Below are 13,852 nucleotides of genomic sequence, written 5' to 3' on the forward strand. Positions count from 1 at the left end.
AGGTCGCTCCCGCGGGACCTCACGCCATCTGCGCCAAGTCACCTGCGCCGGCGCGCCGTCCCGAAGATCGACCGCGAGATCTCCCGGCCCAGCTGGGTCCCGACCGAGCGGGCCAGCGAGCGGAACAGCCCGCTCCCCACCACCTGCTGCGCCAGCGAGGGGTCCGGCTTCGGCGCGCTGCGGGCCGCCTTCTGCGCCTCCTTGGCCTGCTTCTCGGCCGTCGCCGCGGCCGCTGCCGCCTCCGCCTCGGCCTCCGCGGCCGCCTGCTCGGCGCTGATCTTCTCGTACGCCGACTCCCGGTCGACCGGCTCCGCGTAGCGCGAGTACAGCAGCGAACCCTTCACCGCCCGGTCCAGGGCGGCCGCGTCGATCGGCCCCATCAGCGACTGCGGCGCGCGCAGCCGGGTCGCTGCCACCGGCGTCGGGGCGCCGTTCTCGCTGAGCACCGTGATCACCGCCTCGCCGGTGCCCAGCTGGGTGAGCAGCTCCTCCAGGTCGTAACCGGAGTTCGGGAAGGTCTTCACGGTGGCCTTCAACGCCTTCGCGTCGTCCGGGGTGAAGGCGCGCAGTGCGTGCTGCACCCGGTTGCCGAGTTGGGCCAGCACGTCCCCCGGTACGTCCTTCGGGGTCTGCGTGACGAAGAAGACGCCGATGCCCTTGGACCGGATCAGCCGGACGGTCTGGGTGATGGAGTCCAGGAAGGCCTTCGACGCGCCGTTGAAGAGCAGGTGCGCCTCGTCGAAGAAGAAGACGAGCTTGGGCCGGTCCAGATCGCCGACTTCGGGCAGATCGGTGTAGAGGTCGGCCAGCAGCCACATGAGGAAGGTGGAGAAGAGCTGCGGTTTGTCCTGGACGGCCGGCAGCTCCAGTACGGAGACCGTTCCGCGCCCGTCCGCGGCCGTTCGGAGGAATTCGCCGGTGTCGAACTCCGGCTCCCCGAAGAATTCGGCGGCGCCCTGCTGTTCGAAGGCGGTCAGCGCCCGCAGGATCACCCCGGCGGTCACCGTGGACAGTCCGCCGATGCCCTTGAGCTCGGATTTCCCCTTGTCGGAGACGAGGAAGGCGACCACCGCCCGCAGGTCCTTGAGGTCGATCAGCTCCAGGCCCTTGGAATCGGCGTAGTGGAAGATCAGGCCGAGGGACTGCTCCTGCGTCTGGTTGAGCTGGAGCACCTTCGACATCAGCACGGGCCCGAAACTCGTGACGGTGGCGCGCAGCGGAATGCCCGGCCCGATCCCGCCCAGCGAGTAGAACTCGGCGGGATATCCGGCGGGCTCCCATTCCTGGGCGACGTCCTTGGCCCGCTCCTCGATCTTCGCGTTGGCCGTGCCCGGCGCCGAGATCCCCGAGACGTCGCCCTTGACGTCCGCGAGGAACACCGGGACGCCGTTGTGCGACAGCTGCTCGGCGATGAGCTGGAGGGTCTTGGTCTTGCCGGTGCCGGTGGCGCCCGCGACCAGCCCGTGCCGGTTGAGCATCGACAGCGGAATGCGGATCTGCCGGTCCGGCAGACAGGCCCCGTCCCAGAGCAGGGCCCCGAGGTCGAGCGCGGGTCCGGTAAAGGCGTAGCCGGCGGCGATCTGCCCGGCCGGGTCGGTGCTCTCGCTCATACATCACTCCCGAATTGGCGCTGTTTGACACTTTTGCACCAACATCGCGAGGCTGCGCCCGCAGGCACCGGCCCGGTAGGCTTTCCGTGTGATCTTCAAGCGCATCGGAAACGGGCGGCCGTACCCCGACCACGGCAGGGAAACCACCCGGCAGTGGGCGGACGTCGCGCCGCGCCCGGTCCGGCTCGACCAGCTGGTGACGACCAAGGGCCAGCTGGACCTCGAGACGCTGCTCGCCGAGGACTCGACCTTCTACGGCGACCTCTTCGCCCACGTCGTCAAGTGGCAGGGCGACCTGTACCTGGAGGACGGGCTGCACCGCGCCGTCCGCGCGGCCCTGCAGCAGCGCCAGGTGCTGCACGCGCGCGTCCTCGAACTGGGCTGACACCCCGACGACACCCCGACGGCACCGGGTCGGCGCCGGGCGGAGCACGGGCTGACGCCGGGCCGGCGGGCGCCGGTTGCGTCCCGGTTGCGCCTTTCGGGTCAGGCTTGCCCTATCAACAGATGATTCGGTGGGCATCGGGACGAGGCGGCATTACGCTGCGCTCATGAGCATGCTCACTCCCCCCGGCATGGGCGGAAAGTACCGCGTCACGGGAGCGGCTTACCCCCGCATGGCGCGCCCCCGACGCCGCCGCAGGATCCTTCTCGCCGCGCTCGGATCGCTTCTCGGGCTCGCGCTTCTCGGTTACGGGGCCGTGCAGCTCATCGGCGTGTTCCGCGACGGCGACGGCAAGCGGAACGCCTCGGCGGCCGCCAAGGACTGCGCCACCCCGACGCCCAAACCCGGCTCCGGCGCGGGCTCCGGGCCCGCCGCCTCCGGCAAACCGGCCGTCGCACTCCCCCAGCCCGGCCAGATCACGGTCAACGTCTACAACGCGACCCCGCGTGCGGGCCTGGCCAAGGCCGTCGGCGACGAGCTCAAGAAGCGCGGGTTCACCATCGGCCAGGTCGGCAACGCCCCCGCCGACTTCGACAAGAAGGTCCCGGCCGCCGGGATACTGGTCGGCTCGCCCAAGACCGACCAGACCGCCTTCTCCGTGGTCGGCGTCAACCTGGCCGGAGCCACGCACCAGACCGATGCCCGCGAGACCGCGGACATCGACCTGATCCTCGGCGACGCCTTCAAGGAACTCACGACGAAGGCGGACGCGGACAAGGCGCTGGCCCTGCTGGCCAACCCCGCGCCCGCGCTCGCCAAGAAGTGCTGAGCCGGAGGCTGGGCGGGGCGCTGGGCCTGGTCCTGGTCCTGGGACTGGGCCCGGGCCCAGTCCCGGCCCGGCCGGAGGACTACTCCGCCGAGCCGTACATGCGGTCGCCCGCGTCGCCCAGGCCCGGCACGATGTAGCCGTGCTCGTTGAGCCGCTCGTCCACCGCGGCCGTCACCACCGTCACCGGCGTGCCCGCCAGTTCGCGCTCCATGACCTCGACGCCCTCGGGCGCGGCCAGCAGCACCACGGCGGTCACGTCGTCCGCGCCGCGCTTGATCAGCTCCTGGATGGCCGCGACCAGCGTGCCGCCGGTGGCGAGCATCGGGTCCACGACGTAGACCTGGCGGCCCGAGAGGTCCTCCGGCATGCGCGTCGCGTACGTGGAGGCCTCCAGGGTCTCCTCGTTGCGGACCATGCCCAGGAAGCCCACCTCGGCGGTCGGCAGCAGCCGCACCATGCCGTCCAGCATGCCGAGACCGGCGCGCAGGATCGGCACGACCAGCGGGCGCGGGTGGGAGAGCTTGACGCCGGTGGTCGGACCGACCGGGGTCACGATGTCGGCCTGCTCCGTGCGCACGTCCCGGGTGGCCTCGTACGCGAGCAGCGTCACCAGCTCGTCGGCGAGGCGCCGGAAGGTGGGGGAGTCGGTGCGCTTGTCGCGCAGCGTGGTGAGTTTGTGCGCCACCAAGGGGTGATCGACGACCTGCAAACGCACAACATCCTCCAAGACTCAGCTGCCGGATTCGACCTGCGACCAGCGACCCCGCTACCTGCAAAAACGGCCGCAAACACGCGACCGACACCCAAAAGGCTACGCGCTGTGCCCGCCCCTTCGTGCCCGAAGGGGCGGGCACGGCCGGAAAGCCCTGGAGATGCGACCCGCCCGGGCGCCCAGCAGGCTGGGTCGATGAGCAACCGACAGGTGGTCGCGGCCGTCGACGGATCCGAACACAGCCTCAGAGCCCTGGAGTGGGCCAGGGCCGCGGCACTCCGGCACGGCACGGGGCTGCTCGTCGCCCATGTGCTGCCCGACAGCTCCCAGTTGTACGCGGCGCGCCGCTCCGCCCTGCGGGACTCCTCCCAGCCGCAGGAGTTCACCGACCCCGTGAGCGACCACATCCGGACCCTCCTCGCCGCCGTGCCCGAGCTGCCGGCCGGGGTGGCCTACGAGTCGCTGGAGGGATCCGTCCCCGAGGCGCTGCGGGCCCTCGCCTCCGACGCGCGGATGCTCGTGATGGGCTCCCGGGGCCACGGCGGTTTCGCCGCCCTGCTGCTCGGCTCCAACAGCCGCGCGGTGGCCACGAGCGCCGCCTGCCCGGTGGTGGTCGTCCCGCACGAGGCGCGCAGTGTGGAGGCCGCCGCCGAGGCCTCGGCCGGGCGGGTGGTGCTCGGGCTGCACGCTTCGGAGACGCCCGACGACGTGCTGGACTTCGCGTTCGCGGAGGCGGCCGCCCGGGGGACCACCGTCCAGGTGGTCTCCGCGTACGCGATCCCGCCCGCCCCCACGATGGTCGTCGACGCCCCCTTCGTCGTGATCCCCCCCGAGGGCCTGGCCGACGCCGGGGACGACGGCGTACCGGCCGAGCGGGAGATGCTGCGCTCCCAGACCGAGCGGCTGGCCCCGCTTCGCGCCCGCTATCCGGACGTGCCCGTGGAGCAGGCCGCCGTGCCCGGGGACGCCGCGGGCCGGCTGGTCGACGCGTCCCGGTCGGCGGCGCTGGTCGTGGTGGGCCGCCACCACCCGCGCCGCCACGTCCGGTCGCTGATGATCGGCTCGGTGGCGCACGCGCTGCTCCACCACGCGCACGGGCCGGTGGCCGTCGTACCGACGATGCCCTCGCAGCCCTCGCAGCCCTCGCAGCCCTCGTAACCCGAGGAAGGCCTCTGACCTGCTCGGGGGTGGCATCAATCGGGCCGTCCGGGGGAAGGTGGGGTGAGGGGGTCTGCTTCGCGCCGGCGGAGGAGGACGACCGGACCAGCCCGGGGTGGTGGCCGATGCCCGACACGCAGCCGAGTGAACAGAGCGACCAGTACGAAACGCCGGAGACCGCGGCGCAGCGCAGAGCGCGCCGCGCCCAGTTCCTGCGCGACCTGATGGAGGCTCGGGAACTGCGCGACCGGGTCCAGCCCAGGCGCGCCCGCGCGGCCCGCATGCGCCAGCAAATGCGGATGCGCACCTTCCGCTGGTGACCGGCCCGGCGCCCGCGACACGGCCGCCACGTGGACGCATCACCGGCGCCCGCCACGCCGGGCACCGGACGGGCCCGACACGGCCGCCGCGCCGGAGCGGCGAGACGGGCTCGCCGCCCCGGACCCCCGGGCACCGGGCGGACGCGACACGGCCGCCGCACGGGGCGGATCACCGGCGTCCTGCGGCACCCCGGACACCCCCCGTACGACCCGCGGAGCGCACGGCGCGGCACGACGCAAGCGCGGAAGACCTCTCGCAAAGCCGCTGTTTCTGCCACGATGCCGATTGGGCGGGGCACGAAACGGCGAGCACGGCAGCCGTTCCACCCCCCAACCTCCGGCCGGGGGGACCTCCAACCGGCACGCCTATGACCAGTGGGAGAGTCACGGTGTATTTCGCCGCACTGCTCGCGCGCACCGAAGACGGGTGGGAAGCGAGCGACATGGAACTCGACAATGTCGAGTCTCTGAGTGATCTGATCGATCTCGCCCGCGCCGCCGCTGTCGAAGACGACACGGTGGTCGCCCTCATCGAACAGGAGGACGCCTGGTTCGGCGTCGTCCGTGTGGACGGCGAGGAGGACCCGCGGTACTTCGTCTCCAACGCCTCCGCGGCCTCCCGCAGCTCCTACGGCTCGATGCTGACCGACGAGCTGCTGGGCAGCGACGAGGAGGACGACGAACTCGACGAACTGGACCTCGACGGCACCGAGGACGGCGAGGCCGAGCCCATCGCCTCGTTCACCGACGACGAAGACGACGACGTGGACGAGGAGGTCGCATCCGGCGCCGAGCCGGTGCCGGCCGGTCCGCTCGGCGACCCCCGGCTCCTCGACGACCTCGGAGTGAGCCACAAGCAACTGATGACCCTGGACGGGGACGCGCTCTCGGAGATCGCCGATTCGCTCGGCGCCACCGAGGTCCTGGAGGCCGTCCGCTAGTGACCGACACGCAGCACCCCGATCCCGTACGGGACCCGTGGCGGGACTCCATGCGCCTGGCGCTCCAGGAGGCCGCCCGGGCGGCGGCGGCCGGCGACGTGCCGGTCGGCGCCGTCGTGCTCGGCCCGGCCGGGGAACTCCTCGCCACCGGGTACAACGAACGGGAGGCCACCGGCGACCCCACGGCGCACGCCGAGGTACTGGCGTTGCGCCGGGCGGCCGCCAAGCTCGGGGAATGGCGGCTTCCGGGGTGCACCCTCGTGGTGACCCTGGAGCCGTGCGTGATGTGCGCGGGTGCGCTCGTGCAGTCGCGGGTGGCCCGGGTCGTCTTCGGCACGGGCGACGAGAAGGCGGGCGCGGCCGGGTCGCTGTGGGACCTCGTACGCGACCGCCGGCTCAACCACCGTCCCGAGGTGATCCGCGGCGTGCTCGAGCAGGAGTGCGCGCGTCAGCTGACGGACTTCTTCCGCGAGCTCTGAGGCCGTCGGAGGCCTCCGGAGGCCGTCGGAGCCTTCGCCCGGATACGGATTTCAGCGCAGGGCGGTCCTTGGGCTAAGCTCTCTCTCGGTAGCGTGTCCGAGCGGCCGAAGGAGCACGCCTCGAAAGCGTGTGATGGTGCAAGCTATCCGTGGGTTCAAATCCCACCGCTACCGCTCTGACCGAGAGCCCCGCCCCGCAAGGGTCGGGGCTCTCGGCGTTCCCGCATGTCTGCCCTCCGGGGGCTCTCCGGGGGCTCTCCGGGGGCATGCGCGTGACCGGCCGCCTCCTCGGCCGTTGTCACGGCATGACCAAGACCCAGCGCATGCTCGCCGCCATCGCCCTCGCGGGGGCCGCCGCGGGCCTCGCCGCACCGGCCGCCTCGGCCGCGCCGATCTCCCCGCTCACCCTTCCGGACCTGCCGTCGGCGCCGGGAACGCCCGCGGGCGCCCAGCCGGCCTCCGTCCAGGAGATCGGCGGACAGCTCAGCGGCGGCCTCAACCAGCTCAACCAGCTGATGGAACTGCCGAACCAGCTGGCCCCCGTGATCGCACCCGTACAGCCCCTCACCGACCTGGCCGGCGGCATCGAATAGCCGAACCTCCGACGAAATCTCCCGCGGGACCGACAGGACCCGGAACACGTCGAAGGCCCCGACCAGGGGGTCGGGACCTTCGACGGTGGGGACGGGGGAAGTGGCATCGGGGGGACAAGCCACTTCCCCCGATGGGAACAAGACCTGCCAGTCCGAGCCGCAGTCAGGGGGGAAGCTTGCGGCTCGGACCCCGCAGTGAGGTCCTGTCCCTCACCCACCGATTTCCTGCCAGAACCGGTGGGCTCACCACCAATCCTGCGCCTCCCCGGACCGCGCTCGCACCGGCAAAGGACCCGGGGTGCCGGGTCATTGGTCCTTAAAGGACAGGTGAGGGTTCAAACATGACCGGTTAGACTCACCCGACTTTGCAGGACCGGTTGGGGAGGCCGACGCCGCACGTGGACACCAAGAAGATCATCACGGGCGCCCTCGTCGTGTTCGTCCTCTTCGTCATCATCACCCAACCCGTCAAAGCCGCCGATATGGTGCAAATAGGCTTCCAAGGTATTTCGGATGCCGCCAACGGCATCGGCGAGTTCATGACCGAACTGGTGCGCTGACCCGTACGCTGAAGCGGTTTCCGGACTCTCCGGCCCCCCACTCCGACGGGTGGGGGGCTTTTTGCATTCCCACCCTCAGGGCGCGATACCCCGATATGCCCAACTTGCCCTCAACACGGCGATATACGGTGCTTGCACACAGTGCACATCTCTTGTGATGCTATGACCGCTTTTGACGGATCAGTTGACGACTTGAAGGGGTGGCGTGACAGTGCCGGCCAGTACTGCACCTCAGGTGCCACCCCAGCAGGACGCCCAGCAGAGCCCGCCCCAGGAGAACCACGCCCCTCACAACCCCCACGGTCCCCACGACTCCCAGGTGCCGCCCCAGCAGGACCTCCGCCAAGAGCCCGCCCAAACGCCCGCCCAGGACACCGCCTCGGACACCGTCTCGGAGACCGTCCCGGAGGCTGCCCCGGAGACTGTCACAGAGCCCGCCCCGGAGCCCGCCGAAGGGCCCCCGGTCGCCCCGAGACCGCCGAGCCGGGGGGCGGACACCCGGGCCCTCACCCAGGTCCTGTTCGGGCAGCTGAAGAACCTGGAGCCGGGCACCATCGAGCACACCCGGGTGCGCGGGGCCCTCATCGAGGCGAACCTCCCGCTCGTGCGGTACGCGGCCGCCCGCTTCCGCAGCCGCAACGAGCCGATGGAGGACGTGGTCCAGGTCGGCACCATCGGCCTGATCAACGCCATCGACCGCTTCGATCCCGAGCGCGGCGTGCAGTTCCCGACCTTCGCGATGCCCACCGTGGTCGGCGAGATCAAACGATACTTCCGCGACAACGTCCGCACCGTTCACGTCCCGCGCCGCCTCCACGAACTGTGGGTGCAGGTCAACGCGGCCACCGAAGACCTCACCACCCTCCACGGGCGCACCCCGACCACCCCGGAGATCGCCGAACGGCTGCGGATCACCGAGGACGAGGTCCTCTCGTGCATCGAGGCCGGCCGGAGCTACCACGCAACCTCGCTCGAGGCCGCCCAGGAGGGCGACGGACTCCCCGGCCTGCTGGACCGCCTCGGGTACGAGGATCCCGAGCTCGCCGGGGTCGAGCACCGCGATCTCGTACGGCACCTCCTCGTACAACTGCCCGAGCGCGAACAGCGGATCCTGCTCCTGCGGTACTACAACAATCTGACCCAGTCGCAGATCAGCGCCGAACTCGGCGTCTCGCAGATGCACGTCTCCCGGCTGCTCGCCCGCAGCTTCGCCCGGTTGAGATCCGCAAACAGGATCGAGGCGTAACCGGAACGAGTGGAGATCATTCACGCGTTTCCCGACAGAACGGGCTGAAGCCCTCCTGACCTGTTCTGTCGCTGGAGATATATGTCGACTTGGCGCTACAGCGTGTTGCCGACATGTGACATTCTGCTGGAACCGCGTTTGCCGCAGCCCCGCCTCCGGTATTCAGGTGGAGGCTGCGTTCCTCCGACGGGCGCGCCGTACGCGACCGTCCGCGACCTCAAGGGGGTGGCATGTCCGTAGACCAGGGCAGCTCCAAGGTGCTCACGCTCGTCAAGAGCGCGACGCCGGCAGCACGGCCAGTGTCTGACCGCTCGGAAGCCATCGACACCCGCACCCTCTCCCGCTCCCTCTTCCAGCGCCTCGCGGCCCTGGACGCGGACAGCCCCGACCGGGTGTACGTACGCGACACCCTGATCGAGCTGAACCTGCCCCTCGTGCGGTACGCCGCGGCTCGCTTCCGCAGCCGCAACGAGCCGATGGAGGACATCGTCCAGGTCGGCACCATCGGCCTGATCAAGGCCATCGACCGGTTCGACTGCGAACGCGGCGTGGAGTTCCCGACGTTCGCGATGCCCACGGTCGTGGGTGAGATCAAACGGTTCTTCCGGGACACCTCTTGGTCCGTCCGCGTCCCGCGGCGCCTCCAGGAGCTGCGCCTGGCCCTCACCAAGGCCAGTGACGAGCTCGCCCAGAAGCTGGACCGCTCGCCGACCGTGCCGGAGCTCGCCGCCGTGCTCGGGGTCTCCGAGGAGGACGTCGTCGACGGCCTCGCCGTGGGCAACGCCTACACCGCCTCCTCGCTCGACTCGCCCTCCCCCGAGGACGAGGGCGGCGAGGGCTCGCTCGCGGACCGCCTCGGGTACGAGGACACCGCGCTCGAAGGGGTCGAGTACCGCGAGTCGCTGAAGCCGCTGCTGGCCAAACTCCCGCCCCGGGAACGGCAGATCATCATGCTCCGGTTCTTCGCGAACATGACGCAGTCGCAGATCGGCGAGGAGGTCGGCATCTCCCAGATGCACGTCTCCCGGCTGCTCACCCGTACGCTCGCGCAGCTCCGCGTAGGCCTGATCGGCGAGTAACCGCGCCGTCCGGCTTCCCATTTGACGGCCCGTCAGTAAAACTGCCGGGATGCGAAAGGCATCCCGGGCGGCCGCCCTCCTGACCCTGTGCGCCACGGCTGCCGCCGCCCTGAGCGGCTGCGGCGGTCCACCGCCGGGCGGCTACGTGGCCGTGGGCGCCGCCGCCCCGGGGCCCGAGCGGGGCCCGGGGGAGAATGTCGCCCCCCAGGGCCGGGTCGAGTTCCAGCCGCTCGGCGCCTCGCCCGCGACGGGCGGCTCCAGCGCTTCCAGCAGTACGTCGGCCACGACTCCTGAGTCCCGGCCCGCCGGCGGCTCCGCCCAGGGTGGAGCCGCGTCCACCACCCCCGGCGGCTCCGCGGACCGCCCCGGCACCGCCCCCGGGGCCGGGCCGACCACCACCGCGCCCGGCACTTCCGGCGCGCCGACGAGCCCCGGCGGGCACACGGGCCCGCCCACCCGGCCCGGCACCACGCCGCCGGCCACTCCCGCGAAGCTGTCGCTGAGCACGCCGAACCGCGCTCCGGCGGCCGACCGCTGGTGCGAGCAGGTGACGGTGTCGTTCACCAACACCGGGACCACCGCGGCCCGTTCCGGGACCGTCGGCTTCGCGACGCACATCATCGGCGCCCTCGGGGTCGACTGGGCCACCATCACGACGGCCCAGCCCCTGCCCGGCCCGATCGCGGGCGGCGCCACGAGGACGCAGACCTACACGGTCTGCGTGGAGTCCTGGCGCGTCCCGCTCGGCATGCACGTGGAGACCCGGAAGGTCACGGCCACCTGGAGCTGAGTCCGGGGCCCGGGCCACGGTCGAGTGCCGGCCGAGCGCCGAGCCCCCGCCGGGCCCCCGCCGGGCGTCAGCCGAGCGCCAGCCAGGCCGCGGCGCCGGCGACGATCACCAGGGCGATCGCCACCCCCAGCCACACGCCCGTCTTCGAGCCGGACTTCCGCTGTCCGCGCTGCTGCATCCGGGAGCCGGGCACCGTCGGCACTGCCGGGGCCTCGGGCTCCTCGACGAACGCCCGGAACATCTGAGTGCTGCCCGCGGGGTCGTAGTCACCCTCGGGGGCCTGTGAGTTGTGGTTCGCAGCCATGCGCAGGACCCTAGCCGGTTTTCCGATTCCTTTACCGCCCCACCCCCCGATTCATTTGCCTGTAACAACCATCCGCTTATATGGTTGCCCCAAGCAACAAGCTGAGGGGAGGGCCTACCGGTGCCCACGCACACCACACGGACGGCCACCCGCTACGCGGAACTGGCCCGCCAGCTCACCGGGATCGGCTCGGTCAACCGCGACCTGGCCCGCATCCTGCCCCCCGACTGCCCTCCCGGCGCGGCCGTGGTCCTGACCCTGCTCGACCGCCACGGCGAGATGCGCCTCAGCCGCCTGACCGCGTTCATGGCCGTCGACATCTCGGTGACCAGCCGCCACGTCGCCCACGTCGCCGAGCGCGGCTGGATTGCCCGCGAGACCGACCCCGGCGACGGCCGCTGCCGCATCCTGCGGCTCACCCCGGCCGGCCGGGCGCTCCTCGCCGACCTCGGCGACCGCTACGACGGCGCACTGGAAAAGGCGCTGGCCGACTGGTCCGCGCAGGACATCGACGTACTCACCACCCTGCTGGCCCGACTCCGATCGAGCTTCTAGACAAAGGAAACACATGGCTACGAACACACCGACCGGTGTGCGGGGAGGCGGCCTGCCGGAGACCACGTCCGACGGCGCCGCCATGACCCACGCCCAGATCATGAAGGCACTGTCCGGGCTGATGCTCGGCATGTTCGTGGCGATCCTGTCGTCCACGATCGTCTCCAACGCCCTGCCCCAGATCATCAGTGACCTCGGCGGCACCCAGTCCTCGTACACCTGGGTGGTCACGGCGGCCCTGCTCTCGATGACGGCGGCGACCCCGCTGTGGGGCAAGCTGTCCGACCTCTTCAGCAAGAAGCTGCTCGTCCAGATATCCCTGGTGATCTACGTCCTCGGCTCTGTGGTCGCGGGCCTGTCCCAGAACACCGGCATGCTGATCGCCTGCCGCGTGGTCCAGGGCATCGGCGTCGGCGGCCTGTCCGCCCTCGCCCAGATCGTGATGGCCGCGATGATCTCCCCGCGCGAGCGCGGCCGGTACAGCGGCTACCTCGGCGCGGTCTTCGCCGTCGCCACCGTCGGCGGCCCGCTGCTCGGCGGCGTCATCACCGACACCGAGTGGCTCGGCTGGCGCTGGTGCTTCTACGTCGGCGTGCCCTTCGCGATCATCGCGCTGATCGTGCTCCAGCGGACCCTGCACCTCCCGGTGGTGCGGCGTGACGTCAAGGTCGACTGGCTGGGCGCGTTCCTGATCAGCGGCGCCGTGTCACTGCTGCTGATCTGGGTCACGCAGGCCGGCGACTCGTACGACTGGATCTCCTGGACCTCCCTGGCGATGACCGGCGGCGCCCTCGCGCTCGGCCTGCTCTTCATCTACGTCGAGTCCCGCGCGAGCGACCCGATCATCCCGCTGCGGCTGTTCCGCAACAAGACCATCAGCCTCGCCTCTGCGGCCTCGCTGTTCGTCGGCATCGCGATGTTCTCGGGCACGGTGTTTTTCAGCCAGTTCTTCCAGTTGGCGCGGGGCGAGTCCCCGACGATGTCCGGAATCCTCACGATTCCGATGATCGGCGGCCTCTTCGTCTCCTCCACCGTTTCCGGTCAGGTGATCACCAAGACCGGCAAGTGGAAGGCCTGGCTCGTCTCCGGCGGAGTGCTCCTGACCGCCGGCCTGGGGCTCCTGGGCACCCTGCGCTACGACACCCCGTACTGGCACATCGCGATCTACATGGTGCTGACCGGCCTCGGTCTCGGCATGATGATGCAGAACCTCGTCCTCGCCACCCAGAACCAGGTGGCCCCCGAGGACCTGGGCGCGGCCAGCTCGGTCGTCACCTTCTTCCGCTCGCTCGGCGGCGCGGTGGGCGTCTCGGCACTCGGTGCGCTCATGGCCAACCGGGTCACGCACTACGTCCAGGACGGGCTGGCCGCGCTCGGCCCGAAGGCGGCGGCGATGGGGCACGGCGGCACCGGCGGGGGCGGGATCCCCGACCTCGACAAGCTGCCCGCGCCGTTCCGCACGGTCATCGAGTCCGCTTACGGGCACGGCGTCGGCGACGTCTTCCTGTACGCCGCCCCGACCGCGCTGCTCGCCCTGGTGCTGGTGGTGTTCATCAAGGAGGTCGCGCTGAAGTCGAAGCCGGCGGCCCACGCGCCGGCGGCCTCGAACTCGGCCTCGGCCTCGGCCCCGCAGTCGACTTCGGCCGAGACGCCCGCGGCCGCTCAGGCCTGACCGGGGGCGGCCTTCGCCTCGATGCCCGCGATCAGGACGTCGAGCGCGAGGCCGAAGTCCCCTGCGGGCGCCCGCCGGACCGTGCCCCCACAGCCGTGCAGGAACTGCGAGACGGCCAGGTGGGCGCCGGTCCGGGCGGCGTCCGTCAGGCCGGTGGCGTCCAACAGCCGCTGCAGGGCGGTGTCGAAGGCCCGCGCGTGCGGGCCGATGTTCGGGTACGCGGCGGTGAGCGGAGCCACCCACGGGTGCTTCGCCACCAGTCCGCGGTAGCCACGGGCCAGCGCCCGCAGCCGGCCGGGCCAGCCCCCTTCGGGCGCCCCGGCCGTCAGCGTGAGCTCGCCCAGGGCCCGGTCCAGGGCGAGCTCCAGCAGATCGTGCTTGGTGTCCACGTACCAGTACAGGGACATCGCGGTCACCCCGAGCCCGGCGGCGAGGCGCCGCATCGAGAACCGGGCCAGCCCCTCGGCGTCGAGCAGCCGCACGGTGGCGGCGGTGATCCGCTCCCGGTCGAGCCCGGACGGGGCCTCGCTCCGGCGTCTGGCCGGTGCGGCGGGCCTGGCGGTCAGCCACACACTGGCCCGGGTCTTGCCGGAATCGGCCACGGTCACCATGAGGCACC

17 protein-coding genes and 1 tRNA gene are annotated in these 13,852 nt (G+C 71.3%); 14 read left to right on the plus strand and 4 right to left on the minus strand.

The features are described 5' to 3' along the window. Window positions 1–38: 38 nt before the first annotated feature. On the minus strand, window positions 39–1,610 hold the full coding sequence (locus ACFWBF_RS09000; protein ID WP_385597472.1) for a helicase HerA-like domain-containing protein: 1,572 nt from the start codon (window positions 1,608–1,610) through the stop codon (window positions 39–41). Between the two features lie 88 nt (window positions 1,611–1,698). On the opposite strand from ACFWBF_RS09000, the gene ACFWBF_RS09005 reads away from it, so the two are divergent. Continuing rightward, window positions 1,699–1,995 (plus strand): type II toxin-antitoxin system VapB family antitoxin, encoded by a 297-nt coding sequence (locus tag ACFWBF_RS09005; protein WP_099173160.1) that lies wholly within the window; start codon window positions 1,699–1,701, stop codon window positions 1,993–1,995. 166 nt (window positions 1,996–2,161) lie between these two features. After that, a complete protein-coding gene (locus tag ACFWBF_RS09010) occupies window positions 2,162–2,824 on the plus strand; it encodes a LytR C-terminal domain-containing protein (protein ID WP_385597476.1) in 663 nt (220 codons plus the stop codon). 79 nt (window positions 2,825–2,903) lie between these two features. Here the strand turns inward: ACFWBF_RS09010 and upp are convergent, their stop codons facing one another. Further along, complete coding sequence (upp, locus tag ACFWBF_RS09015) at window positions 2,904–3,539, minus strand: uracil phosphoribosyltransferase (protein ID WP_267033738.1); 636 nt, start codon at window positions 3,537–3,539, stop codon at window positions 2,904–2,906. Between the two features lie 192 nt (window positions 3,540–3,731). Here upp and ACFWBF_RS09020 point away from each other — a divergent pair, with 192 nt between their 5' ends. The 10 genes from ACFWBF_RS09020 (at window position 3,732) to ACFWBF_RS09065 (ending at window position 10,702) form a co-directional block, all read left to right on the plus strand. Then, on the plus strand, window positions 3,732–4,694 hold the full coding sequence (locus tag ACFWBF_RS09020; RefSeq protein WP_385597479.1) for a universal stress protein: 963 nt from the start codon (window positions 3,732–3,734) through the stop codon (window positions 4,692–4,694). 125 nt (window positions 4,695–4,819) lie between these two features. Then, window positions 4,820–5,014 (plus strand): hypothetical protein, encoded by a 195-nt coding sequence (locus tag ACFWBF_RS09025; protein ID WP_385223846.1) that lies wholly within the window; start codon window positions 4,820–4,822, stop codon window positions 5,012–5,014. Window positions 5,015–5,403: 389 nt separating this feature from the next. Further along, window positions 5,404–5,955, plus strand: a complete 552-nt coding sequence (locus tag ACFWBF_RS09030) for a hypothetical protein (RefSeq protein WP_385597691.1) — start codon at window positions 5,404–5,406, stop codon at window positions 5,953–5,955. Window positions 5,956–6,005: 50 nt separating this feature from the next. Then, window positions 6,006–6,434, plus strand: coding sequence for a tRNA adenosine(34) deaminase TadA (gene tadA, locus ACFWBF_RS09035; protein ID WP_385597694.1), 429 nt, complete (start codon window positions 6,006–6,008; stop codon window positions 6,432–6,434). An 87-nt stretch (window positions 6,435–6,521) separates the two neighbouring features. Then, a tRNA-Ser gene (locus ACFWBF_RS09040) sits at window positions 6,522–6,608 on the plus strand. Between the two features lie 98 nt (window positions 6,609–6,706). Beyond that, window positions 6,707–7,027, plus strand: coding sequence for a hypothetical protein (locus tag ACFWBF_RS09045; RefSeq protein WP_385597482.1), 321 nt, complete (start codon window positions 6,707–6,709; stop codon window positions 7,025–7,027). Between the two features lie 398 nt (window positions 7,028–7,425). Next, a complete protein-coding gene (locus tag ACFWBF_RS09050) occupies window positions 7,426–7,587 on the plus strand; it encodes a hypothetical protein (RefSeq protein WP_365924412.1) in 162 nt (53 codons plus the stop codon). 235 nt (window positions 7,588–7,822) lie between these two features. Continuing rightward, window positions 7,823–8,833: a SigB/SigF/SigG family RNA polymerase sigma factor gene (locus ACFWBF_RS09055; RefSeq protein WP_385597485.1), complete on the plus strand. Its 1,011-nt coding sequence runs from the start codon at window positions 7,823–7,825 to the stop codon at window positions 8,831–8,833. 230 nt (window positions 8,834–9,063) lie between these two features. Further along, window positions 9,064–9,912, plus strand: coding sequence for an RNA polymerase sigma factor SigF (locus tag ACFWBF_RS09060; protein WP_385597488.1), 849 nt, complete (start codon window positions 9,064–9,066; stop codon window positions 9,910–9,912). Between the two features lie 49 nt (window positions 9,913–9,961). Beyond that, window positions 9,962–10,702, plus strand: coding sequence for a hypothetical protein (locus tag ACFWBF_RS09065; protein ID WP_385597491.1), 741 nt, complete (start codon window positions 9,962–9,964; stop codon window positions 10,700–10,702). Window positions 10,703–10,769: 67 nt separating this feature from the next. On the opposite strand, the gene ACFWBF_RS09070 is transcribed toward ACFWBF_RS09065, so the two are convergent. After that, window positions 10,770–11,006: a hypothetical protein gene (locus tag ACFWBF_RS09070; protein WP_385597494.1), complete on the minus strand. Its 237-nt coding sequence runs from the start codon at window positions 11,004–11,006 to the stop codon at window positions 10,770–10,772. A gap of 120 nt (window positions 11,007–11,126) precedes the next feature. Here ACFWBF_RS09070 and ACFWBF_RS09075 point away from each other — a divergent pair, with 120 nt between their 5' ends. Together ACFWBF_RS09075 and ACFWBF_RS09080 are read left to right on the plus strand one after the other, a co-directional pair. Further along, window positions 11,127–11,561 carry a MarR family winged helix-turn-helix transcriptional regulator gene (locus ACFWBF_RS09075; protein ID WP_385597497.1) on the plus strand — a complete coding sequence of 145 codons (435 nt, stop codon included), beginning with the start codon at window positions 11,127–11,129 and terminating at the stop codon, window positions 11,559–11,561. A gap of 13 nt (window positions 11,562–11,574) precedes the next feature. Continuing rightward, entirely contained in the window at window positions 11,575–13,233 is a 1,659-nt protein-coding gene (locus tag ACFWBF_RS09080) for an MDR family MFS transporter (protein ID WP_385597500.1), read from the plus strand. On the opposite strand, the gene ACFWBF_RS09085 is transcribed toward ACFWBF_RS09080, so the two are convergent. Beyond that, entirely contained in the window at window positions 13,224–13,844 is a 621-nt protein-coding gene (locus tag ACFWBF_RS09085; protein ID WP_385597503.1) for a TetR/AcrR family transcriptional regulator, read from the minus strand. The genes ACFWBF_RS09080 and ACFWBF_RS09085 overlap by 10 nt on opposite strands. Window positions 13,845–13,852: the final 8 nt, after the last annotated feature.

This window comes from Streptomyces sp. NPDC060028, from assembly GCF_042736725.1.
In the GTDB taxonomy this organism is placed as follows: Bacteria; Actinomycetota; Actinomycetes; order Streptomycetales; family Streptomycetaceae; genus Streptomyces.

Coding starts and splice junctions, on each gene's coding strand:
- ACFWBF_RS09000 (WP_385597472.1), bottom strand. CDS start 1,610: ATGAGCGAGAGCACCGACCCGGCCGGGCAGATCGCCGCCGGCTACGCC.
- ACFWBF_RS09010 (WP_385597476.1), top strand. CDS start 2,162: ATGAGCATGCTCACTCCCCCCGGCATGGGCGGAAAGTACCGCGTCACG.
- ACFWBF_RS09020 (WP_385597479.1), top strand. CDS start 3,732: ATGAGCAACCGACAGGTGGTCGCGGCCGTCGACGGATCCGAACACAGC.
- ACFWBF_RS09025 (WP_385223846.1), top strand. CDS start 4,820: ATGCCCGACACGCAGCCGAGTGAACAGAGCGACCAGTACGAAACGCCG.
- tadA (WP_385597694.1), top strand. CDS start 6,006: ATGCGCCTGGCGCTCCAGGAGGCCGCCCGGGCGGCGGCGGCCGGCGAC.
- ACFWBF_RS09060 (WP_385597488.1), top strand. CDS start 9,064: ATGTCCGTAGACCAGGGCAGCTCCAAGGTGCTCACGCTCGTCAAGAGC.
- ACFWBF_RS09065 (WP_385597491.1), top strand. CDS start 9,962: ATGCGAAAGGCATCCCGGGCGGCCGCCCTCCTGACCCTGTGCGCCACG.
- ACFWBF_RS09070 (WP_385597494.1), bottom strand. CDS start 11,006: ATGGCTGCGAACCACAACTCACAGGCCCCCGAGGGTGACTACGACCCC.
- ACFWBF_RS09080 (WP_385597500.1), top strand. CDS start 11,575: ATGGCTACGAACACACCGACCGGTGTGCGGGGAGGCGGCCTGCCGGAG.
- ACFWBF_RS09085 (WP_385597503.1), bottom strand. CDS start 13,844: ATGGTGACCGTGGCCGATTCCGGCAAGACCCGGGCCAGTGTGTGGCTG.